The organism is Micromonospora sp. WMMD987 (assembly GCF_029581435.1).
In the GTDB taxonomy this organism is placed as follows: domain Bacteria; phylum Actinomycetota; class Actinomycetes; order Mycobacteriales; family Micromonosporaceae; genus Micromonospora; species Micromonospora rifamycinica.
On record NZ_CP120861.1, the window covers coordinates 3,617,968 to 3,639,558 of the forward strand.

Annotated in this window: 24 protein-coding genes and 1 riboswitch; of the genes, 19 read left to right on the forward strand and 5 right to left on the reverse strand. The window is 71.9% G+C overall.

Annotated features, from left to right (window positions below):
• The first annotated feature begins 115 nt into the window (after positions 1-115).
• From O7612_RS15250 to gcvP, 14 genes are all read left to right on the forward strand, one after another.
• A complete protein-coding gene (locus O7612_RS15250; RefSeq protein WP_282265082.1) occupies positions 116-751 on the forward strand; it encodes a CDP-alcohol phosphatidyltransferase family protein in 636 nt (211 codons plus the stop codon).
• On the forward strand, positions 748-1,668 hold the full coding sequence (locus O7612_RS15255) for a DUF881 domain-containing protein (protein ID WP_282265083.1): 921 nt from the start codon (positions 748-750) through the stop codon (positions 1,666-1,668). Before O7612_RS15250 ends, O7612_RS15255 begins: the two co-directional genes overlap by 4 nt.
• On the forward strand, positions 1,665-1,997 hold the full coding sequence (locus O7612_RS15260) for a small basic family protein (protein ID WP_067311500.1): 333 nt from the start codon (positions 1,665-1,667) through the stop codon (positions 1,995-1,997). The genes O7612_RS15255 and O7612_RS15260 overlap by 4 nt, the downstream gene beginning before the upstream one ends.
• Before the next feature lie 9 nt (positions 1,998-2,006).
• On the forward strand, positions 2,007-2,957 hold the full coding sequence (locus tag O7612_RS15265; RefSeq protein ID WP_282265084.1) for a DUF881 domain-containing protein: 951 nt from the start codon (positions 2,007-2,009) through the stop codon (positions 2,955-2,957).
• 54 nt (positions 2,958-3,011) lie between these two features.
• The gene (gcvH, locus tag O7612_RS15270) at positions 3,012-3,392 is read left to right on the forward strand and encodes a glycine cleavage system protein GcvH (RefSeq protein ID WP_282273921.1); all 381 of its coding nucleotides are present in this window, start codon (positions 3,012-3,014) and stop codon (positions 3,390-3,392) included.
• A 221-nt stretch (positions 3,393-3,613) separates the two neighbouring features.
• Entirely contained in the window at positions 3,614-4,066 is a 453-nt protein-coding gene (locus tag O7612_RS15275; protein ID WP_067311506.1) for an FHA domain-containing protein, read from the forward strand.
• Between the two features lie 50 nt (positions 4,067-4,116).
• On the forward strand, positions 4,117-4,812 hold the full coding sequence (locus tag O7612_RS15280) for a MerR family transcriptional regulator (protein ID WP_282273922.1): 696 nt from the start codon (positions 4,117-4,119) through the stop codon (positions 4,810-4,812).
• A 179-nt stretch (positions 4,813-4,991) separates the two neighbouring features.
• Positions 4,992-5,456, forward strand: coding sequence for a bifunctional nuclease family protein (locus O7612_RS15285; protein WP_282273923.1), 465 nt, complete (start codon positions 4,992-4,994; stop codon positions 5,454-5,456).
• 212 nt (positions 5,457-5,668) lie between these two features.
• The gene (locus O7612_RS15290; protein WP_282265085.1) at positions 5,669-6,280 is read left to right on the forward strand and encodes a MerR family transcriptional regulator; all 612 of its coding nucleotides are present in this window, start codon (positions 5,669-5,671) and stop codon (positions 6,278-6,280) included.
• 405 nt (positions 6,281-6,685) lie between these two features.
• Positions 6,686-7,879, forward strand: coding sequence for a nitric oxide synthase oxygenase (locus tag O7612_RS15295; protein ID WP_282265086.1), 1,194 nt, complete (start codon positions 6,686-6,688; stop codon positions 7,877-7,879).
• A 2-nt stretch (positions 7,880-7,881) separates the two neighbouring features.
• The gene (locus O7612_RS15300) at positions 7,882-9,108 is read left to right on the forward strand and encodes a globin domain-containing protein (protein ID WP_282265087.1); all 1,227 of its coding nucleotides are present in this window, start codon (positions 7,882-7,884) and stop codon (positions 9,106-9,108) included.
• Positions 9,105-9,734, forward strand: a complete 630-nt coding sequence (locus tag O7612_RS15305; RefSeq protein ID WP_282265088.1) for a hypothetical protein — start codon at positions 9,105-9,107, stop codon at positions 9,732-9,734. The genes O7612_RS15300 and O7612_RS15305 overlap by 4 nt, the downstream gene beginning before the upstream one ends.
• Before the next feature lie 81 nt (positions 9,735-9,815).
• A complete protein-coding gene (locus O7612_RS15310; protein ID WP_282265089.1) occupies positions 9,816-10,676 on the forward strand; it encodes an NAD-dependent protein deacetylase in 861 nt (286 codons plus the stop codon).
• 81 nt (positions 10,677-10,757) lie between these two features.
• A riboswitch (glycine riboswitch) is annotated at positions 10,758-10,855 on the forward strand.
• 79 nt (positions 10,856-10,934) lie between these two features.
• Positions 10,935-13,757 carry an aminomethyl-transferring glycine dehydrogenase gene (gcvP, locus tag O7612_RS15315; protein ID WP_282265090.1) on the forward strand — a complete coding sequence of 941 codons (2,823 nt, stop codon included), beginning with the start codon at positions 10,935-10,937 and terminating at the stop codon, positions 13,755-13,757.
• Positions 13,758-13,885: 128 nt separating this feature from the next.
• Here gcvP and O7612_RS15320 read toward each other — a convergent pair whose 3' ends face one another.
• Complete coding sequence (locus O7612_RS15320) at positions 13,886-14,086, reverse strand: DUF5999 family protein (protein WP_067311530.1); 201 nt, start codon at positions 14,084-14,086, stop codon at positions 13,886-13,888.
• 123 nt (positions 14,087-14,209) lie between these two features.
• On the opposite strand from O7612_RS15320, the gene O7612_RS15325 reads away from it, so the two are divergent.
• Genes O7612_RS15325 through def form a run of 3 tightly spaced genes read left to right on the forward strand, consistent with a single transcriptional unit; the run spans position 14,210 to position 16,746 of the window.
• Positions 14,210-15,406 carry a chorismate-binding protein gene (locus O7612_RS15325; RefSeq protein WP_282265091.1) on the forward strand — a complete coding sequence of 399 codons (1,197 nt, stop codon included), beginning with the start codon at positions 14,210-14,212 and terminating at the stop codon, positions 15,404-15,406.
• A 37-nt stretch (positions 15,407-15,443) separates the two neighbouring features.
• On the forward strand, positions 15,444-16,229 hold the full coding sequence (locus O7612_RS15330) for a TetR/AcrR family transcriptional regulator (RefSeq protein WP_282265092.1): 786 nt from the start codon (positions 15,444-15,446) through the stop codon (positions 16,227-16,229).
• Between the two features lie 10 nt (positions 16,230-16,239).
• Complete coding sequence (gene def, locus O7612_RS15335; protein WP_282265093.1) at positions 16,240-16,746, forward strand: peptide deformylase; 507 nt, start codon at positions 16,240-16,242, stop codon at positions 16,744-16,746.
• 55 nt (positions 16,747-16,801) lie between these two features.
• Here def and O7612_RS15340 read toward each other — a convergent pair whose 3' ends face one another.
• Positions 16,802-17,149, reverse strand: coding sequence for a helix-turn-helix domain-containing protein (locus O7612_RS15340; RefSeq protein ID WP_282265094.1), 348 nt, complete (start codon positions 17,147-17,149; stop codon positions 16,802-16,804).
• A gap of 97 nt (positions 17,150-17,246) precedes the next feature.
• Here O7612_RS15340 and O7612_RS15345 point away from each other — a divergent pair, with 97 nt between their 5' ends.
• Positions 17,247-17,861 carry a malonic semialdehyde reductase gene (locus O7612_RS15345; protein ID WP_282265095.1) on the forward strand — a complete coding sequence of 205 codons (615 nt, stop codon included), beginning with the start codon at positions 17,247-17,249 and terminating at the stop codon, positions 17,859-17,861.
• Positions 17,862-17,897: 36 nt separating this feature from the next.
• Here the strand turns inward: O7612_RS15345 and O7612_RS15350 are convergent, their stop codons facing one another.
• On the reverse strand, positions 17,898-18,671 hold the full coding sequence (locus O7612_RS15350) for a TSUP family transporter (protein WP_282265096.1): 774 nt from the start codon (positions 18,669-18,671) through the stop codon (positions 17,898-17,900).
• A 174-nt stretch (positions 18,672-18,845) separates the two neighbouring features.
• Between O7612_RS15350 and O7612_RS15355 the strand changes: the two genes are divergently transcribed.
• Positions 18,846-19,625, forward strand: a complete 780-nt coding sequence (locus O7612_RS15355; RefSeq protein WP_282265097.1) for an endonuclease/exonuclease/phosphatase family protein — start codon at positions 18,846-18,848, stop codon at positions 19,623-19,625.
• Here the strand turns inward: O7612_RS15355 and O7612_RS15360 are convergent.
• Together O7612_RS15360 and O7612_RS15365 are read right to left on the reverse strand one after the other, a co-directional pair.
• On the reverse strand, positions 19,548-20,540 hold the full coding sequence (locus tag O7612_RS15360) for a tetrahydrofolate dehydrogenase/cyclohydrolase catalytic domain-containing protein (protein ID WP_282265098.1): 993 nt from the start codon (positions 20,538-20,540) through the stop codon (positions 19,548-19,550). The two genes, O7612_RS15355 and O7612_RS15360, sit on opposite strands and share 78 nt — an antisense overlap.
• Before the next feature lie 179 nt (positions 20,541-20,719).
• Positions 20,720-21,583, reverse strand: a complete 864-nt coding sequence (locus tag O7612_RS15365; RefSeq protein ID WP_282265099.1) for a hypothetical protein — start codon at positions 21,581-21,583, stop codon at positions 20,720-20,722.
• Between the last annotated feature and the right edge of the window lie 8 nt (positions 21,584-21,591).

The window sequence follows — 21,591 nt, forward strand, 5'->3', positions numbered from 1 at the left end:
TCAGGGGAGGTCCCGGCCCGGGATCACCGAGACGCCGGCACCCGCCGGTCCGGTAGCGCACGACTGACCGTGGTGCCCGCTCGGGCGCCCGGAGCGTGCTGCGGAGGGAGGTTCGGTGTCGCGTCGGCCGGCTCGGGCGGAACGTCCGCCCGCGGTGGACGGTGCCGTGGCCGCCACGGACCGGGTGCTCACGTTGCCGAACCTGATCAGCTTCGTCCGGCTGCTCGGCGTACCCCTGTTCCTCTGGCTGTTCCTGGTGGTGGAGGCGGACGTGGTGGCGATCGTGGTGCTCGCCGTCGGCGGCACCTCCGACTGGGTGGACGGGTGGATCGCCCGCCGGCTCGGCCAGGTCAGCCGGCTCGGCGAACTGCTCGACCCGCTGGCCGACCGGCTCTACATCCTCGCCACGCTGCTCGCCTTCACCGCCCGGGAGGTGGTGCCGTGGCAGTTCACGGCGGCGCTGCTGGCCCGGGAGCTGCTGCTGCTCGGCTCGTTGGGGGTGCTGCGCCGGTACGGCTACGGCCCGCCGCCGGTGCACTACGTCGGCAAGACCGCCACCTTCCTGCTCCTGGCCGCCTTCCCGGTGCTGCTGCTGGCGGCGGCCACCACGTCGGTGACGGCGACGACCGCCGCGGCGGTCGGTTGGGGGCTGGCCTGGTGGGGTCTGGTGCTGTACTGGGCGGCCGGGGCGATGTACGTGGTGCAGGCGACCCGGCTGGTCCGGGCGGTACGGCCGGGGGCCGCCACGTGAGCGCACCCCGGGACGGCGCGAAACCGCCGGTGCGGTTGTTCACCCCGGACTTCCTCACCGAGCTGTTCCAGAATCCGCTGGATCCGGGCTACGCCGACGCGGCGGCCCGGCGGCGGGACAGGCCCGCGGCGACCGGGTGGCGGGGTGCCTCGGCGCGGGCGGTGGCGGTCGTGGTGGTGGTCGCGGTGGGTTTCCTGTTCGCGGTGGCCTACCGGGAGACGATGGCCGACGAGCCGAGCCGCAGCCAGGCGCGGGCCGCGTTGATCACGCAGATCAAGCAGCGGGAGGCGGAGACCGACGAGATGACCGCGCGGGCCGGACGGCTGCGCGAGGAGGTCGGTCGGCAGCGGGACGCGGCGTTGAGCGGGTCGCAGGCGGCCCGGTTGCGCAATCTGGAGGCCGGTACGGGGCTCGGTCGGGTGCGGGGGGACGGGGTGGTGGTGCGGTTGTCCGACGCCCCCGCGTCGGACGGCGGTGCGGTGAACGGTGACTCGGGGGCCGGGCCGTCGCGGGTGATCTACTCGGACCTGCAGAAGATCGCGAACGACCTGTGGGCCGCGGGTGCGGAGGCGATCTCGATCAACGGTCAGCGGTTGACGGCGACGTCGACCATCCGGTCGGCGGGGGCGGCGATCCTGGTGGACTTCCGTCCGGTGACGAGCCCGTACGAGGTGTCGGCGATCGGGCCGCGGTCGTTGCGGGACCGGTTCGACGACAGCCGGTCGGCGTACCTGATGCGTCGGGTGGCCCGGGACACCGGGCTGTCGTTCGAGGTCCGTGAGGTGGACGACCTCACGTTGCCGGCCGCTCCGGAGCCACGGCTACGCTACGCGGAGCCGTCGGTCAGTCCGAGTCCGTCGCCGGCGGGTTCGGGTTCGTCCGGTCCGTCTTCCAGCCCCTCCGGAGGTGTCCGATGATCGCGGTGCTGGCGTTGCTCGCCGGTGTGGTGCTGGGGATCTACCTGGATCCGACGGTGCCGGCGGCGTTGCAGCCGTATCTGCCGATCGCGGTGGTGGCCGCGCTCGACGCGGTGTTCGGTGGGGTGCGGGCTAAGTTGGACCGGATCTTCGACGACAAGCAGTTCGTGGTGTCGTTCATCTCGAACGTGCTGGTGGCCGGGTTGATCGTGTATCTGGGTGACCAGTTGGGGGTGGGTGGCCAGTTGTCCACGGGGGTGGTGGTCGTGCTGGGGGTGCGGATCTTCGGAAACGTGGCGGCGATCCGCCGGCACCTGTTCCGGGCGTAGGTTGATGGCGTGAGTGACGAGCATCGGGAGACGGGTACCGGGTGGCCGCAGCCGGCGGTGCCGGTGCCGGCGGGTGAGCCGGATCCGCGTCCGGACGCGCCGGACGCGGACGAGTTGAGTCCGTTGGTGCCGGACGCGCCGTCGTCGGACGTTCCGGTGGAGTCCGGTGACGACGACGGCGCGACGGTGAATCTGGCGGAGGTGTCGGGGTCGGCGTCTGGGGAGCGGTCGTCGGGTGCCGAGGCCTCGTCGGGGGGTACGGGTCGGCGGGTGTCCTCGGCGACGGTGATGATCGCGGCGTTGTTGGCGTTGCTGGGTTTCACGTTGGTGGTGCAGTTGAAGACCACGTCGACGGATCCGACGCTGGCGGCGACCCGGCAGGAGGACCTGGTGCGGATCTTCTCGGATCTGGATTCCCGGGAGAAGCGGTTGCAGCAGGACATTGAGGCGTTGGAGGACAGTCAGCGGCAGTTGCGGTCGGGGGAGCAGGGTCGGCAGGCGGCGTTGGAGGAGGCGACGAAGCGGGCCGACGAGTTGGGCATCCTGGCGGGGACGTTGCCGGCGCGGGGGCCGGGTCTGGCGGTGCGGTTCGAGCCGGGGGGTAAGCCGATCCGGGCGGACCGGGTGTTGGACGCGGTGCAGGAGTTGCGGGGTGCGGGTGCGGAGGCGATGCAGATCTCCGGTGGGGATCGGGCGTCGGCGCGGATCATCGCGTCGACGTACTTCCTGGACGGGCCGGGGGACGTGTTGGTGGTGGACGGGCGGGCGTTGACGGGTCCGTTCACGATCACGGTGATCGGGGATCCGGAGACGATGCGTACCGCGTTGAACATTCCGGGCGGGGTGGCCGCATCGGTTCGCGGTGACGGCGGTAACGTGAGCGTCGAGGATCGTGAGGTCGCCGAGGTTTCGGCGCTGCACGCGCCGTTGAAGCTGGAACACGCCCGTCCGGTCTCCTGACCGGCGCGGCCGCGCCGGGCGGTCCCGGTGCACCGATGGATGAGGGACGCGCTGGTGATTCCTGAGGATCTGCGTTACACCGCCGAGCACGAGTGGGTGGTGGGTGCCGAGGGTGGCACCGTCCGGGTCGGTATCACCCATTTCGCGCAGGATGCGTTGGGTGACATCGTGTTCGTCCAGCTGCCGGACTCCGGTGCGGTGGTGGCGGCCGGTGAGTCGTTGGGTGAGATCGAGTCGACCAAGAGCGTGTCGGAGATCTACGCGCCGTTGAGTGGCACGGTGACGGCGCGGAACGAGGCGCTGGGTGATTCGCCTGAGGTGATCAATTCGGATCCGTACGGTGCGGGTTGGTTGGTGGAGATAGCGCCGACGGATCCGGCGGCGGTGGATGGTTTGTTGTCCGCTGACGCGTACCGTGAGCTCACCGAGAGCTGAGTGGTGTCGTGCCGGGCGTGGGTGATGTTCTCCGCGCGTCCGGTTGCCCTGCATTTCGGCGCTGGCTAGGCTCGCCCAGTCGACCGAGAACCCCAAAATGGTTGTGCGTCGGGTGATTTGCCTACCTGGGCACGGGGAGCCAGCCGCCGGGTGCGTGATCTGCCCGGCGGCATACCCGCCGTCTTCCTGACGCTGACCGAACTGATCCGTGAGGTGGTCCCATGACGCGCCCAGGCGACGAGTTCCCCCCGCTCGACGTCACTTCGACGCTCAATCTCGGTTCGTTGGACGAAGTGCTGGAGGGTCCGGACACCGATGTGGTGCCGAGTCGGATGTCCGGCTCACTGCCGCCGGGTATGGCGCTGCTGGTGGTTCGTCGGGGCCCGAATGCGGGTGCCCGGTTCCTGCTGGACCATGATGTGACGACGAGTGGACGGCATCCGGACAGCGACATCTTCCTCGACGATGTGACGGTGTCCCGGCGGCATGCGGAGTTCCATCGGGATTCGGGGACGTTCACGGTGCGGGACGTGGGGAGCCTGAACGGCACCTACGTGAACCGGGAGCGGGTCGAGGCGGCCACGTTGAGCAATGGTGACGAGGTGCAGATCGGTAAGTTCCGGGTGGTCTTCATCGCCGGTCCTCGCCCGGAGGAGGAGGCCGGCCGGGGGTGAACGAGCCTGCGGCCTCCATGCCGTCCGGGGCGGCCCGGTCGCACCCGCTGATGAGTATCGGTGAGGTGTTGGGTCAGCTGCGGGTGGAGTTTCCGGACGTGACGATTTCGAAGTTGCGGTTCCTTGAGGCCGAGGGCCTGGTGGAGCCGCAGCGGACGGCGGCGGGTTACCGGAAGTACAGCTGGGACGACGTGGCCCGGTTGCGGTTCGTGCTGACGGCGCAGCGGGACCAGTACCTGCCGTTGCGGGTGATCCGTGAGCAGTTGGCGCAGTGGGACGGCGACGACGGGGCGTCGGGGCGTCAGCGGCCGACGTTGGTGGCGGTGGGTCCCGGTGGTGAGGTGCCGGGCCGGTCGGTGGAGGAGCCTGAGTCGCAGGTGCGGCTCGGGCGGGCCGATCTGGTGGCGCGGAGTGGGATCGCCGAGTCGACGTTGGGTGAGTTGGAGCGGCTGGGTGTGTTGGTGCCGGATCCGCCGGGTTGGTACGACGCGGACGCGTTGATCATCGCGCAGGCGGTGGCGGGGTTGGCGGCGTACGGGTTGGAGCCTCGGCATCTGCGGGGTTACCGGTCGTCGGCGGATCGTGAGATCGGTCTGTTCGCGCAGTTGGTGGCGCCGTTGGCGCGGCAGTCGGATCCGGCGGCGCGGGCGCGGGCGGCGGAGACGGCGCGGGAGTTGGTGGCGTTGTCGCAGCAGTTGCACGCGGCGTTGGTGCGGGTGGGGTTGCGGTCGACGTTGGGTCGGTGAGGTGTCGGCCGGGTGTCGTGGTGGTGTGTGCGGTGGGTTCTGCCCCGGGAAGCGTGCCGTACGCTTGCCGGGGTATCCCCTTTTCTGGCGCGGTTGCTGTGCTGGTACGGATGGGGCGGCCGTGTACCGTGCAGGGACAGGGCGCGGCGGGTGTAGGTGACAACGACACGGAGGCGGCGGTGCGCGAGCTGAGCGTGGTCGGGGTTCGGGTGGAGTTGCCCAGTAACCAGCCGATCGTCCTGCTCAGGGAGGTCGAGGGTGACCGCTATCTGCCGATCTGGATCGGTGCGGTGGAAGCTACGGCGATCGCCTACGAGCAGCAGGGGGTCAAGCCGGCCCGGCCGTTGACGCATGATCTGTTGCGGGACGTGCTGGTGGCGTTGAAGGCGCCGTTGCAGGCGGTGGAGATCACCGAGTTGAAGGAGAACGTCTTCTACGCCGATCTGTTGCTGGGTGACGGGGTGCGGGTGTCCGCCCGGCCGAGTGATTCGATCGCGTTGGCGTTGCGGGTGGGTGCGCCTATTCGTTGTGCGGAGCAGGTCCTCGGTGAGGCGGGGATCGTGATTCCCGACGAGCAGGAGGACGAGGTGGAGAAGTTCCGGGAGTTCCTGGAGCAGGTGCGTCCGGAGGATTTCGCCGGCTGATCGTGGGCTTGGCGTGGGTGCCGTGGTGGCGGTGCCGGTGGTGTGGTGTGTCGTCGCCCCGTGCCGGCCGGGGCGACCCGTGCCGCTCGTCGCGCGGCGTGTCGCGGCGGTTTCTCCGTGGTAACCCCTGGGTGCGGCGTTAGTGTTGCCGTGTCGAGGGGTGCACGTCGTGGGAAACGGCGTGTCGCCGCACTGACGGGGAGGTTGTCGGGATGCACGAGCCGCGGGATCCTGAGCCGGCTGTGGAGCGGGGCGAGTCTCCGGTGGGGTCGTCGCCGGTGCCGGTGGACGGTGATGGTGCGGTCGGCTACCGGGGCGTGACGGCCTGTCACGCGGTGGGGATCAGTTACCGTCAGTTGGACTACTGGGCGCGGACGACGCTGGTGGTGCCGAGTGTGCGGGACGCGTCGGGTTCGGGTACGTCGCGTCTGTACTCGTTTCGGGACCTGGTGGTGTTGAAGGTCGTCAAGCGGTTGCTGGATGCCGGGGTGTCGTTGCAGAACATCCGTAAGGCGATCGAGGCGTTGCGGTCGCGCGGGGTGGAGGACCTGGCGGGGATCACGTTGATCTCGGACGGGACGACGGTGTACGAGTGCCGGTCTCCGGAGGAGGTGGTCGACCTGTTGCAGGGTGGCCAGGGGGTGTTCGGTATCGCGATCGGTGGGGCGTTCAAGGAGATCCAGGGTTCGTTGTCGCATCTGCCGGCGGAGCCGGCGGTGGCCGGTGGTGGGGTGGCGGCTTCCGGTGGGGCCGAGGAGGGTCCGTCGTCCGGTGTGGTGGGTGACGAGTTGGCGGCGCGGCGGGCGCGGCGCAGGGCGGGTTGACCGGGGTGGGTGGGACGCCGCGGCCGGTTTCCGGTCGCGGCGTTGTCGTCTGCGGATACTGACGGATGTCGTATCGATGTGTGTCGTGACCTGGTCGGTTTCTCGCCGGGGGGTCGGGTGGGTGACTGTCCAGGATGGATGCTTAGGGCGCGGTTCGTGGTGTTGACACCGGTGGTGGTGGCAGGAATCCTGTCCAGGGCGATCACCACAGGCACCGATCGGTCACGGTGAGTGATGGTTGGTGGTGGCGTCGAGCTGATGCGTGGACCATGGTGCGGGGATCGCAGCCGCGGTCGCGCCGAGGACGGGAAACGAACCGAAGTGCACACTGATCACTATGTCGGCCTGGGCTCCGGGCGGGTCGGCGGTGCTGTCGCCGAGCACGCGCCCGGGCCACGGTGTCCGGTGACCACCGCGCCGTCTCCGGGGGAGCCGGTCGGCGCCGGGGTGGACGTGGCGGCGGAGGCGGCGGAGTTTCTCGACGCGTTGTACGCCGAGCAGCGGTTGCCGGGGTTGGCGGCGCGGCTGGCGGAGGTGCGCGAGGAGATCGCGTTGACCGGTTCGTACCGGCACACCCGGGAGGAGCTGGTGTACGGCGCGCGGGTGGCGTGGCGGCAGTCGGCGCGGTGTGTGGGGCGGGTCCGGTGGGCGGGGTTGCGGGTCCGGGACCGTCGGCACGTGACGACGGCGGCGGGTATCGCCGAGGAGTTGGCGGCGCATCTGGCGGCGGGGGACAACGGTGGCCGGATCCAGTCGGTGATCACGGTGTTCGCGCCGGATCGGCCGGGGGTGGGTCCGCGGGCGCGGATCTGGAACGACCAGCTCGTGCGGTACTGCGGTCATCCGCGGGGTGACGGGTCGGTGTTGGGGGATCCGGCGCAGGTGGGGATGGTCCGGGCGGCGCGGCGGCTGGGGTGGCGTCCGCCGCCGGTGCCGGGGCGGTTCGACCTGGTGCCGTGGGTGATCGAGACGGCGCACGAGTCGCCGACGGTGTGGGAGGTGCCGCGGGATCTGGTGCGCGAGGTGGCGTTGAGTCATCCGGACCATCCGTGGTTCGCGGACCTGATGCTGCGTTGGCACGCGCTGCCGGTGATCAGTAACATGCGTCTGCGTATCGGTGGGGTCGACTACAGTTGCGCGCCGTTCAACGGTCACTACCTGGGCGACGAGATCGGAACCCGCAACATGGGCGACCGGGACCGCTACGACCAGTTGCCGGTGGTGGCGGCGGGGTTGGGGTTGGACACGTCGCGGGAGGACACGCTGTGGCGGGAGCACGCGGCGTTGGTGTTGAACCAGGCGGTGTTGCACTCGTTCCGGGTGGCGGGGGTGCGGGTGTCCGATCCGCACACCGAGTCGGAGTTGTTCATGAAGTTCTGTGCGCAGGAGGAGCGGGCGGGTCGGCCGGTGCACGGTGACTGGTCGTGGCTCAACGGCAGTGTGGGGTGGGCGGCGTTGCACGCGGTGCACCACCGTTACTACGACACCCGGGTTCCGAATCCGAATCTCTGGCAGACTGACCGCGCGTACGAACCGGATGGTGTGGTGGAGATGACGTTGCGTGAGCGTCACGACCTGGCTCGCGCGCAGGAGGACTGAGGATGGACAACGCGGCGTTGCGCCAGAGTTGGGGCCAGTTCTCCGCTGCCGGCCCGGAGGCGGCGAAGTATTTCTATGCCACGTTGTTCGTGGTGGCGCCGGAGGCCCGGTCGATGTTCCCGACGAACATGCAGTACCAGGAGGACAAGCTCCTGGCGGCGTTGGGGCACATCATCACCAGTTTGGACGATCCGGAGGCGTTGGCGGTGTTCGCGCAGCGGTTGGGCGCCGACCACCGTCGGTTCCATGGGCGGGACCAGCGGGGCAATCCGGTGGTGTTGGGGGAGCGGCACTACGTCTGGGTGGGGCAGGCGTTGCTGGCGACGTTGGAGCGGTTCCTCGGCCCGTACTTCACTCCGGCGTTGCGGGCGCAGTGGGCGGCGGCGTACGAGTTGGTGGCGAAGCTGATGCTCGACGGCGCGGCGGAGGCGGAGCGGACGTCGCCGCCGCACTGGGAGGCGGAGGTGTTGTCGGCGGAGCGGCGGCGGGCCGACATCGTGGTGTTCACGGTGCGTCCGAACTACCTGTGTGCGTACCGGCCGGGTCAGTCATTGCCGGTGCAGGTGCCGCAGTTGCGGACCTGGCGGTACCTGTCGCCGGCGAACGCGCCCCGGGCGGACGGGACGATCGAGTTCCACGTGCGGGCGACGGGCCGGTTCTCCACGCATCTGGTGCGCCGGTTGCGGGCGGGTGAGCCGCTGTTGTTGGGGCATCCGACGGGGACGGCGTTGTCGTCGTACGACCGGTCGCCGCAGTTGCCGTTGTTGTTGATCGCCGGGGGGACGGGGTTGGCGCCGTTGCGGGCGGTGGCGGAGGCGGTGCAGCAGGGTCCGGGGCGGCGTACCACGCTGGTGGTGGGCGGGCGGACCCCGGACGACCTGTACGACGAGCCGGCGTTGTCGCGGTTGGTGGCGATGCCGGCGGCGGGTGGGCACGGTGGCGGGGCGGGGTGGTTGCGGTACGTGCCGACGGTGGAGTCGGGGTGGAGCTGGCGTGGCGCGGTCGGGCGGGCCGGGGACACGGCATTGCGGCTGGGTCCGTGGGCGGACACGGAGATCCTGGTGTGTGGGAGTCCGGAGATGACCCGGGAGACGGTGACGATGCTGGTCCGGTCGGGTGTGGAGCCGGAGCAGATCCTGACGGAGAGTTACGACCATTCGTTGTATCCGCCGTTGGCCGAGACGGCTGCGGGTGCGGCGCGTGACTTCAGTGGGACGGGTGTGCGGTGAGTGTGGACCGGGCCGGGGCGGAGCCGGGTGAGGTGGCCCGCCAGTTGGCGGTGTTGGAGGAGCGGCGGTTCCGGGGTAGTCACTGGTTGTCGGCGGTCGAGGTGGCGTCGGTGGTGCGGTCGGCGGACGACCGGATCGGGGTGTTGACGGCGGAGCTGGAGCGGCAGCGGCGGGAGAACCAGGGGCTGCTGAGTCAGGTGGAGATGCTGCGGCACGGGACGTTGCCGAGCAACGCGCCGCAGGGGCCGGATCCGATGACGGTCGAGTTGGCGATGCGGGCGCAGGACGAGGCGAACCGGACGATCGGTGAGGCCAGCGCGGAGGGTGCGGAGATCATCGCCGATGCGCGTCGGCAGGCCGAGGAGATCGTGGCGGAGGCGCACCGGCGGGCTGCGGAGGTGGGCGGGTCGGGTGTGCTGTCGGCCGGTGGGGCGTCGTCGGAGCTGGCCGGGAAGTTGCAGGCGTTGGAGGAGCGGCACGCGGCGGCGTTGGCGGCGGTGGCGGCGGCGCAGCAGCAGTTGAACCGGTGGCAGGCGTACCTGTCGGCGCAGTCGGAGCAGTTGCGGGCGGACGCGGCGGCGGCGGGTGGGGCGAGCGCCCAGTTGCGGGTGGTGTTGGGCGGTTGAGTGGTCGCCGCCGGCCGGTGCCGCGGCCCGCCTGACGGGGGTGGTTGGCCGTCGGGGCGGTGGTCGGGGCAGCATGGACGGGTGACGGAGACGATCGACGCGCTGGCCGGCCTGGTGGCCGCCGGTGGGGTGGTGGTGCTCAGCGGGGCGGGGTTGTCCACCGAGTCGGGTATTCCCGACTACCGGGGGCCGACGGGGGTGGCCCGCCGGCACACCCCGATGACGTACCAGACGTTCACCGGTTCGGCGGTGGCCCGGCGGCGGTACTGGGCGCGGAGCCATCTGGGGTGGCGCACGATCGCGCGGGCGGCTCCGAACGACGGGCACCGGGCGGTGGCCCGGCTCCAGGCGGTCGGCCTGGTCGACGGGGTGATCACCCAGAACGTCGACGGTCTGCACACTGCGGCGGGTAGTCGGCGGGTGGTGGAGCTGCACGGTCGTCTCGACGCGGTGGTGTGCCTGGACTGCGGTGACCGTACCGGGCGGGGGGAGCTGGACCGGCGGTTGGCGGCGGCGAATCCCGGCTTCGACGCGACGGTGGCGGTGGTGCGTCCGGACGGTGACGTGGATCTCGACGACGACCGGGTGGCCGGGTTCCGTCCGGTCGACTGCGGGTCGTGCGGGGGGATGCTGAAGCCCGACGTGGTGTTCTTCGGGGAGACGGTGCCGGCGGAGCGGGTGTCGCGGTGTTTCGCGATGGTGGACCAGGCCCGGTCGCTGCTGGTGGTGGGGTCGTCGCTGACGGTGTTGTCGGGGCGGCGGTTCGTGTCGCGGGCCGCGCGGCGGGGCGTCCCGGTGGTGATCGTGAACCAGGGTGCCACCCGTGGTGACGGTCTCGCGGCGGTGCGGGTGGACGCCCCGTTGGGGCGGGTGCTGCCGGTGTTGGTCGACCGGGTCGCCGCCGTCGTGCCGGGGGCCGCGGGAATTCCGGTGGTGTCCTGATCCGGTGTGCCCCCGATCGGGCCGTACGGGGGTACGACATCCGCCGGTAACAGCGACGCTGGTAGCGTTGACCATGCCGACACCACCCGCGCGGGAGAGATCGCCCAGCAGTATCCGGGCGGCGCCGAAGGGGCAGATTCTCCCCGGAACCTCTCAGGCAGAAGGACCGCGACGGGCAGGCACTGTGGAGCGCCCTGCGGCGTGACTCAGGGGGAGGCCGATCCGTCGACCTCGCCCCCTGGAGTCTGGAGCGCACGTATGACCGTAGAGCAGTTCGCCGACCGGCACATCGGCCCCGGCCCGGACGACGAGCGCCGCATGTTGGAGGTCGTCGGGTACGGCTCCGTGGACGAGCTGATGGACGCGGCGATCCCCGAGGTGATCCGTTGGCACGGCACCCTGGACCTGCCGGCGCCGGCCAGTGAGCGGGAGGCGATCGCCGAGCTGCGGAGCCTGGCGGCCCGCAACACGGTGGCGGTGTCGATGATCGGGCTGGGCTACCACGGCACGCACACCCCGGCGGTGATCCGCCGTAACGTGTTGGAGAACCCGGCCTGGTACACGGCCTACACCCCGTACCAGCCGGAGATCAGCCAGGGGCGGCTGGAGGCGCTGCTGAACTTCCAGACCATGGTCACCGACCTGACCGGGCTGGCCACGGCGAACGCGTCGATGCTCGACGAGGCGACGGCGGCGGCGGAGGCGATGACCCTGGCGCGTCGCGCGTCGCGCAGCGGCAGCCCGGTGTACGTGGTCGACGCGGACACGTTGCCGCAGACCGTGGCGGTGCTCGCCGGCCGCGCCGAGCCGCTCGGTATCGAGGTGCGGGTGGTCGACCTGTCGGCACAGGAGCTGCCGGCGGAGTTCTTCGGGCTGCACCTGCAGTATCCGGGGGCGTCCGGCGCGGTCCGGGACCATGCGCCGCTGGTGGACGCCGCGCACGCGGTCGGGGCGTTGGTGACGGTGGCGGCGGACCTGTTGGCGTTGACGCTGCTGCGGGCGCCGGGGCGGATCGGGGTGGACATCGCCGCGGGCACCACGCAGCGGTTCGGGGTGCCGATGGGTTTCGGTGGTCCGCACGCCGGTTACCTGGCGGTGCGGGCCGGTCTGGAGCGGATGCTGCCGGGCCGGCTGGTCGGGGTGTCGCGGGACGCGGCCGGTCAGCCGGCGTACCGGTTGGCGTTGCAGACCCGGGAGCAGCACATCCGGCGGGAGAAGGCGACCAGCAACATCTGCACGGCGCAGGTGCTGCTGGCGGTGATGGCCGGCATGTACGCCGTCTACCACGGGCCGGACGGGTTGCGGCGGATCGCCCGGCGTACCCATCAGATGGCGGTGCGGCTCGCGGCCGGGCTGCGTGCCGGTGGGGTGCGGGTGGCCGACGTCGCGTTCTTCGACACCGTGACGGCGGTGGTGCCCGGTGGGGCGGCGGCGGTGGTGGCGGCGGCCCGGGAGCGGGGGGTGAACCTGCGGCTGGTCGACGCCGACCGGGTGGGGGTGTCGTGTGACGAGACGACGACGGTGGCGCACCTGGCGGCGGTGTGGGCGGCGTTCGGGGTGGACCAGGTCGACGGGGACGTGGAGGACGTGTTGCCGGCCGGGTTGGCGCGGGACACCGACTTCCTCACCCATCCGGTGTTCCGCAGCCACCGCTCGGAGACGGCGATGCTGCGGTACCTGCGCCGGTTGGCGGACTTCGACTACGCCCTGGACCGGGGGATGATCCCGTTGGGGTCGTGCACGATGAAGCTCAACGCGACCACCGAGATGGAGCCGGTGAGCTGGCCGGAGTTCGCCCATCTGCACCCGTTCGCCCCGGACGAGCAGACCGCCGGGTACCGGGAGCTGATCGGGCGGTTGGAGGGCTGGCTGGCGGAGGTGACCGGGTACGACGCGGTCAGTGTGCAGCCCAACGCCGGGTCGCAGGGGGAGCTGGCGGGGTTGCTGGCGATCCGCGCCTACCACCGGGACCGGGGGGACACCCATCGGGACGTGTGCCTGATCCCGTCGTCGGCGCACGGCACGAACGCCGCGTCGGCGGTGATGGCCGGGATGCGGGTGGTGGTGGTCGCCTGTGACGCCGACGGCAACGTCGACCTGGTCGACCTCGACGCCAAGATCGACAAGCATCGGGACGCCCTCGCCGCGATCATGGTGACGTACCCGTCGACGCACGGGGTGTACGAGACGGGCATCGCGTCGTTGTGCGCGAAGGTCCACGACGCCGGCGGTCAGGTGTACGTCGACGGGGCGAACCTCAACGCGCTGGTCGGGTTCGCCAAGCCGGGCCGGTTCGGGGCGGACGTGTCGCACCTGAACCTGCACAAGACGTTCTGCATTCCGCACGGCGGTGGCGGGCCGGGGGTGGGTCCGGTGGCGGTGCGGGGGCACCTGGCGGCGTACCTGCCGGGTGACCCGGGCGGCGACCGGGTGCCGGGGGCGCCGGCGATCGCGGCGGCCCGGTACGGGTCGGCGGGCATCCTGCCGATCCCGTGGGCGTACCTGCGGATGATGGGCGCGGCGGGGCTGACCCGGGCGACCGGGGTGGCGGTGCTGGCGGCGAACTACGTGGCGGTGCGGCTGCGCGAGCACTTCCCGGTGCTGTACGCCGGCAACAAGGGCCTGGTGGCGCACGAGTGCATCCTGGATCTGCGGCCGCTGTCGAAGGCGACCGGGGTGAGTGTCGACGACGTGGCCAAGCGGCTGATCGACTACGGGTTCCACGCGCCGACGATGTCGTTCCCGGTGGCGGGGACGCTGATGGTGGAGCCGACGGAGAGTGAGGACCTGGCCGAGTTGGACCGGTTCTGCGACGCGATGATCGCGATCCGGGCGGAGATCGACACGGTGGCCTCGGGTGGGTGGCCGGCGGGGGACAACCCGTTGAGCAACGCCCCGCACACCGCGGAGATGGTGTCCGCAGACGAGTGGCCGCACCCGTATCCGCGGTCGGTGGGGGCGTACCCGGGCGGGGTGGACCGGGCGGGGAAGTACTGGCCGCCGGTGCGGCGCGTCGACGGCGCGTACGGCGACCGGAACCTGGTCTGCTCGTGTCCGGCGCCGGAGGCGTTCCAGGACTGAGTCGCGGTGCCGGGGCGGCGGACGTGCCGCCCCGGTGCGGCGACCGGGGGAGGGCAGCCCCCTGCCGGGGGCTAGCCTGGGGTGGCCTGCCCACGCACGGTGAGCAGGTCAGGCGACCCGTACGTGGGTCAGGCGACGAGCGCGTGCCGGGCCGGCCCGCGGTGCGGGGCGATGGTGCTGCCGTCGGGAAGGAGCTCGCCGGTGTCCTCGAAGACGATGACACCGTTGCAGAGCAGGCTCCAGCCCTGCTCAGGGAAGCAGGCGATGACCCGGGCGGCGTCCCGGTCGGTCGCTTCGGCGGAGGGACAGGTGATCTGGTGCTGGCACATCGGGTTCTCCGGACTGTGGGGGCACTGTGTCATGGTTCACATGACCAGTGACGCACAGTACCAAGGGATCGCGCACCGGATCGAGCGGGCTTCGGTCATGTCGCCCCGAAATCCGCTGAACGGATGAGCGGGAATGGTCCACCTGGCGTGGAAACGCTCCCAACGGTGCCGGTGGGCGTACCGGGAGTACCGCAACGCTGCCGCAGCGTGCTCGTCGAGCGGGACCGCTACGAGTGGCGTCTCACCGACGGTGGTGACCCGGCCGCGCGGATCGCCGGTTTCCTCACCGCGCACGGCCTGCCGGTCGACGACCTGACCCGCCCGGCCGCCCACCGCGCCGACGGCCCCTGCGGGGCCGCCCTGTTCGTCTCCGCCGCCGCCGGCGCCCGGATGGCCGGCGCACCCACCGGCCCGCCCAGCCCGGTGCCGCAGCTGCCCGACGTGGTCGTCGTCGTCTACGACCACGCCACCGCCCGCCCCGCCGGTCCCACCCGCCGGGCCGCCGGCCGGCTACGGCTGGCCCCCTGGCGGGACAGCTGGACCGCCGGGCAGCACGCCGACGCCGTGCGCACCGTCCGCGCCGCCATCGGCCGCGGCGACGTCTACCAGGTCAACGTGGTCGGTCACGCCGCCGCCGGATACACCGGCGACCCGCGTCCGGCCCTGGCCCGCCTCGCCGGCCTGCCCGGCGCCCGCTACGGCGGCACCCTGCACGGCGACGGCTGGGCGATCGGCTGCGCCTCCCCGGAGACCCTGGTCGCGGTGCACGCCGGCCGCGTCGTCACCCGCCCGATCAAGGGCACCCGCCCGGCCACCGCCGCCGGCCGGCGCGACCTGCTCGCCTCGGCCAAGGAACGCGCCGAGCACATCATGATCGTCGACCTGGAACGCAACGACCTGGCCCGGATCGCCCGCACCGGCTCGGTGACCGTCGACGAGCTGTTCGCCGTCCGCCGGTGGTGCGACCTGTGGCAGGCCGAGTCGACCGTGTCCGCCGTCCTCGCCGACGGCGCCGGCCTGACCGACCTGCTGCGTGCCACCTGTCCCGGCGGGTCGGTCACCGGCGCCCCGAAACGGGCCGCGCTGAGCCTGATCGCCGCCGTCGAGCCCGTCGGGCGGGGGGCCGGCATGGGCGCGTTCGGCTGGGTCGGCCCCGGCCACCTCGACCTGGGCCTGACCATCCGTACCGCCGCCGCCGACCGCGACCGGCTGCACCTGTGGGCCGGCGGCGGCATCACCTGGGACAGCGACCCCGCCGCCGAGGTCGCCGAGGCCGCGGCCAAGGCCGCCCCGGTGCGTGCCCTGCTCGCCGCCGGCTGACCACCCCGGCCGTACACCATACGGCTAGGCTGGTGGCATGCGCGTCGAGTACAGCGGCACCGGCGACCCCGCCCGCAGCCTCGCCCTGCTCTGGCGCACCCGGGACCGCGCCAGCCGCGGCGGCGACCTCGGCGTCGACCGGATCGTCCGGGCCGCCATCGAGGTCGCCGACACCGACGGCCTCGCCGCGCTGTCCATGCGCCGGGTCGCCGAACGCCTCGGCGTCGGCACCATGTCCCTCTACACCCACGTGCCCGGCAAGGGTGAACTGCTCGACCTGATGCTCGACACGGTGCACGGCGAGACCCCCCGCCCGACCGACGTCCCCGGCGGCTGGCGCGGCCGGCTGGAACGCATCGCCCGCGACACCTGGGCGCTGTACCTGCGCCACCCGTGGCTGTTGCAGGTCGCCACCACCCGCCCCCCGCTCGGCCCGCAGGTCACCGCCCGCTACGACTACGAACTCCGCGCGGTCGAGGGCATCGGCCTGACCGACCTGGAGATGGACGCCGTGATCACCCTCGTCGACTCGTACGTGCACGGTGCGGTACGCGGCGCGGTCGAAGCGGCCCGGGCCGTGCGGGACACCGGCCTGACCGACGAACAGTGGTGGCGGGCGCACGCCCCGTACCTGGAGAAGGTGATGGACCCGGCCCGCTTCCCGACGGCCGCCCGGGTCGGCTCCGCCGCCGGCCAGGAGTACCAGGCCGCCGCCGACCCGGCCCGCGCGTTCGAGTTCGGACTGGCCCGCGTCCTCGACGGCATCGCCGCGCTGGTCGCGCACCGGAGCGCCGACGTGACGCCCCCGACGGCCCCCCGCTAGCCTTCCGGGCATGACCGTACGCCCGATCCGGATCATCGGTGATCCCGTCCTGCGCACCGCCTGCACGCCGGTGACCCGCTTCGACGCCGCGTTGCAGCAGCTCGTGGACGACCTGATGGACACCCTGCTCGGCGCACCCGGCCGGGCCGGTGTCGCCGCCCCGCAGATCGGCGTCGACGCCCAGGTGTTCGTCTACGACGCCGACGGCCACCGGGGGCACCTGATCAACCCCACCATCGAGCTGTCCGACGAGATCCAGGACGACGACGAGGGCTGCCTGTCCATCCCCGGGCTGTACTTCCCGACCCGACGGTCCCTGCACGCCACCGTGCACGGTGTGGACCGGCACGGCGACCCGCTGACCATCTCCGGCAGCGGGTTCCTGGCCCGCGCGTTGCAGCACGAGACCGACCACCTCGCCGGCCGGCTGTACGTCGACACCCTGCGCGGCGACGTCCGTCGCCGGGCGCTGCGGGAGATCCGCGCCGGCCGGTTCGACTCACCCCGCCGCCGCTGATCGGCCGACCGCCGCCGGCGGTCCGACCCGGGGGACGGCACGCCACCGCCGCCGGTCAGCAACCGGCGGCGGGGAGGTTCTCGTCGGCCCAGCGGGCCAGTGCGTCCAACGCCGGCAGCAGGGCGGCGCCCCGCTCGGTGAGCTGGTAGCTGACCCCCACCGGCGGACCCGCGCGCACCGTGCGGCGGACCAGGTCGACCCGGGCCAGCTCGCCGAGCCGGTCCGACAGCACCGACTCGCTGATCCCGGGCAGCGCCCGGGTCAGCTCGGCGAAACCGGCCGGGCCGGCGGCGAGGGTACCGAGGATCATCCCGTTCCACCGCTTGCCGAGGAACGCGAACGCGCGCGACAGGCCCCCCGGGCAGGCGCGGGGCCCGTCGTCGATCGGGGAACACGTCGTCATCCGTCCAGCATACGTGGTGCGCACCTCACACTAGCGACTACGAAAAAGCTAGCTGCTATCGTTGCCGCAGCACATTCGAACCGACCGGAGGCACCCCGTGACCGACGTCCTGCCCGACCAGCTGATCACTCTCAGCCCCGCCGCCCAGGCGCAGCTGTTCACCGAAGCCCGCACCGCCAACACCTTCACCGACACCCCCGTCGGCGACGACCAGCTCCGCGCCATCTTCGACCTCGCCAAGTACCCGCCCACCGCCATGAACGTCCAACCCCTGCGGGTCCTGTTCGTCCGCCCCGGCGCCGGCCGCGACCGCCTCCTCACCCACGTCGCCGAAGGCAACCGGGCCAAGACCGCCCAGGCCCCCGTCGTCGCCGTCCTCGCCGCCGACACCGACTTCCACGAACACCTCGACACCCTCTTCCCCGTCCGCCCCGGCATGCGCGAACACTTCGCCGCCGACCCCACCGCCCGCGACGGCATGGCCAGGTTCAACGCCGGCCTCCAGGTCGGCTACTTCCTGCTCGCCGTCCGCGCCGCCGGCCTCGCCGCCGGCCCCATGGGCGGCTTCGACGCCGCCGGCGTCGACACCGAGTTCTTCACCGGCACCGGCTGGAAATCCCTGCTCCTGGTCAACATCGGCCACCCCGGCCCCGACGCCTGGCACCCCCGCCTGCCCCGACTGGACTACGACACCGTCGTCCGGCACGCCTGAGACCCAGCCGAAGGCCGGCCGGGCGCCACCGCACGCTCAGCCGGCCCACCACTGGTCGTACCCCAGCTTCACCAGCAACGCCACCACCACCACCAGCAACACCACCCGCACGAACCCCGCACCCCGCCGCAACGCCAACCGCGCCCCCACCGCCGCCCCCGCCACGTTGCACACCGCCATCGCCAACCCCAACCACCACCACACGTGCCCGGTCGCCGCGAACACCACCAACGCCCCCAGGTTCGTCCCCGCGTTAACCACCTTCGCCATCGCCGACGCACCCAGGAAATCCGCCCCCACCACCACGGTGAACGCCACCACCAGGAACGTCCCCGTCCCCGGACCGATCAACCCGTCGTACACCGCGATCCCCACCCCGCACACCAACACCGCCACCACCACCCGCACCGGAGTCCGCCGCCCCGGCACCGGCACCGTCCCCAACCGCGGCCGCAACACCACGAACAACGCCACCACCAACAACACCACCAACACCACCGGCCGGTACGCCGACGCCGGCACCGCACCCGCCAACACCGCACCCACCCCGGCGCACACCACCGCCGCCACCGCCGCCGGACCCGCCACCACCCAGTCCACCCGGGCCCGCCGCGCGAACGTCACCGCCGCCGTCGACGTACCCGCGATCGCCGCCAACTTGTTCGTCCCCAACGCCGTCGCCACCGGCACCCCCGGCGCCACCACCAACAACGCCGGCAACAGCAGCAACCCACCCCCGCCCACCACCGCGTCGACCGCACCGGCCAGGGCCGCGGCAACCAGCAGACCGATCAACGACACAGGATCCACGGGCCGCCATTCTTCCCACCCGCCACCCCCCGCCGCCCGCCCGGGTGGCCCACCTCACCGCCCCCGACGCCGCCGCAACCACACCCCCACCCCACCCAACGCCACGAACACCAACACCGAACAACACAACAACTTGATCATCCGGTAACTGTGCCACGGACGTAGGGTGCACAGGTGCGCCTGGCGACCTTCAACCTGCTGCACGGCCGCTCCCTGACCGACGGGCTCGTCGACCCCGACCGGCTCACCGCCGCCGTCCACGCCCTCGACGCCGACATCCTCGCCCTCCAGGAAGTCGACCGCGACCAGTCCCGCAGCGGCCACCACGACCTCACCGCCCTCGCCGCCCACGCCCTCGACGCCCCCGAACACCGCTTCGCCGCCGCCGTCGTCGGCACCCCCGGCGAACAGTTCCGGCCCCTACGCCACGACGACGACGGCCACGGCGAACCCTGCTACGGCATCGGCCTGATCAGCCGCCACCCCGTACGCACCTGGCACGTCACCCGCCTCACACCCGCACCCGTCCGCTCACCCCTCTACCTCCCCGGCCCCGGCGGTGGCCTCATCCTTCTGCGCGACGAACCCCGCGTCGTCCTCGCCGCCGTCCTCGACACCCCCCACGGCCCCCTCACCGTCGCCGCCACCCACCTGTCCTTCGTCCCCGGCTGGAACGCCCACCAACTCCGCCGCGTCGTCCGCGCCCTGCGCGCCCTGCCCGCCCCCCGCATCCTCCTCGGCGACCTCAACCTCCCCGCCGGCCCCGCCCGCCTCCTCACCGGCTGGCAGCCCCTCGCCCGCCGCCCCACCTACCCCGCCACCGCCCCCCGGGTACAACTCGACCACATCCTCGCCGACCCCCACGGCCTGCACCGGCTACCCCCGGTCACCGCCGTCGACACCCCCCGCTCGACCATCTCCGACCACCGGCCCCTCGTCGTCGACCTCGGCTGACCGCCCCGGCCGGGACACGTCAGCCCGGCCCGCCGCCCGCTGCGCCGCCCGCACCGCATTACGGAACAGCATCGCCACCGTCGTCGGACCCACCCCACCCACCCGAGGAGTGATCGCCCCCGCCACCCGCGCACACGACTCGTCCACGTCCGGCAACAACCGGCGACCCGCGTACCGCACCCCACCACCGACGACCACCGCACCCGGCCGCACATGCTCCGGCCGCACGATCCCCGGAACCCCCGCCGCCGCCACCAGGATCTCCGCCCGCCGGGTGAAACGCGGCCAGTCCGCCACCCCGGTGTGCACCACCGTCACCGCCGCGTTCGCCGTCGGCCGCTTCTGCGCCAACAACATCGCCAACGGACGCCCCAACGTCGCCCCCCGACCCAGCACCACCACCTCCCGACCCGCCACCGGCACCCCGTGGAACGCCAACAACGCCTCGATCCCCGCCGGCGTACACGGCAACGGCCCCGGCAACCCCAACGCCAACCGGCCCATGTTCACCGGATGCATACCGTCCACGTCGGCATCCGGATCCAACACCTCCAACGCCCGGTCGTAGTCCAGATGCCCCGGAACCGGATGCTGCACCAACACCGCGTGCACCCCGGCGTCGTCGTTGAAATCCCGCAACACCCGGTGCAGATCAGCCTGCGTCGCCGACCCCGGCAGCCGCACGTGCGGCGACGCGAAACCCAACTCCGCCGCCTGCCGCGACTTGATCCGGATGTACCCCACACTCGCGTCGTCGTCACCCACCAGCACCGTCGCCAGCGTCGGCACCACCCCGACCGCCCGCAACGCCGCCACCTGCTCGGCGACCTCGGCGAGAATCCGCTCCGCCACCGGCCCACCCGGCAACAACCGGGCCGTACCAGACGTGGGGGAGGAGGAAGAGGAAACAGACATGGCGCACCCCGACCACGGAGGCCCAGGCGGTCGACCCCCGCGACGAGCTCCCCGATGGTCACCCATCCCCGTGCCGCCAGTCGCGTCCACCCCCACCATGCCACAACCCCACCCCCCACCACGACCGCACACACCGGACCCGGCCGCCACACGACGACCGGGTCCGGCGGACCGACCCGCTACGAGACCGTGATCTGTGCGACCCCACCAGCCGGATTGCTGATGATGCCGACCATCGACCGGCGGCACGACCCGATGACCGGATCGTTCGCACACCCGGGCGCGCTGAAGTCCACCGCCACCACCTGGATCCGGTGGTTGGCCACCGTCGGCGAGTAGACGAACGGCGACCCCACCGGGCAGCTGCTACCACTCCACTGCGAGCCCAGCAGACCCAGATCCGTCCAGACACCCCCGGCATCCATGTCGTTGATCCAGATACGCAGCGGCCGCCGGTCGTTGTGACAGTTGTACGTCACCAACGTCCGCACCCCGGTCACCCCCGAATCCGGCGGCGTGACCATCGCATCACCCGACCAGATCAGATTGACCCCCCACGGCCGGCTGCCGTACACCACGTAGTCGTTACGGCTGCGATTGAACAACGCCTGACCACCCGCCGTGGTGATCAGATTCCACTCGTAGACCGCGGTGGCCGACCACACCAGGTCGATGCCGTAACTCTGCGCACCCCACCGCAGGTAACCGCCGCCCGGAACCCGCAACGCCACCTTCGTGGTGCTCGTGATCGGCGCGTTCGTCGGCAGGCCCTCCCCGTACACCTCCCACCGGGAATTCGGCCAGTCGGTCCAGTTCAGATTGATGCCGTAGTCGCGCTCCGCATACCGCAGCGCCTTCAGACCGTTGCTCTGGTTACGCATCGGGCCGTACCCGCCACTCCAGGTGGGCAGACCCTCCCAGTCGACGACCGCACTCGGCGGCGTCGCCGACCCACCCGGCCCGGCCGACGCCGGAACCGCACCGGTCAACCCGGCAAGGACCACCGCCACCAGCAGGCCGAGCACTCTGTGAACACGGGACATATCTCCTC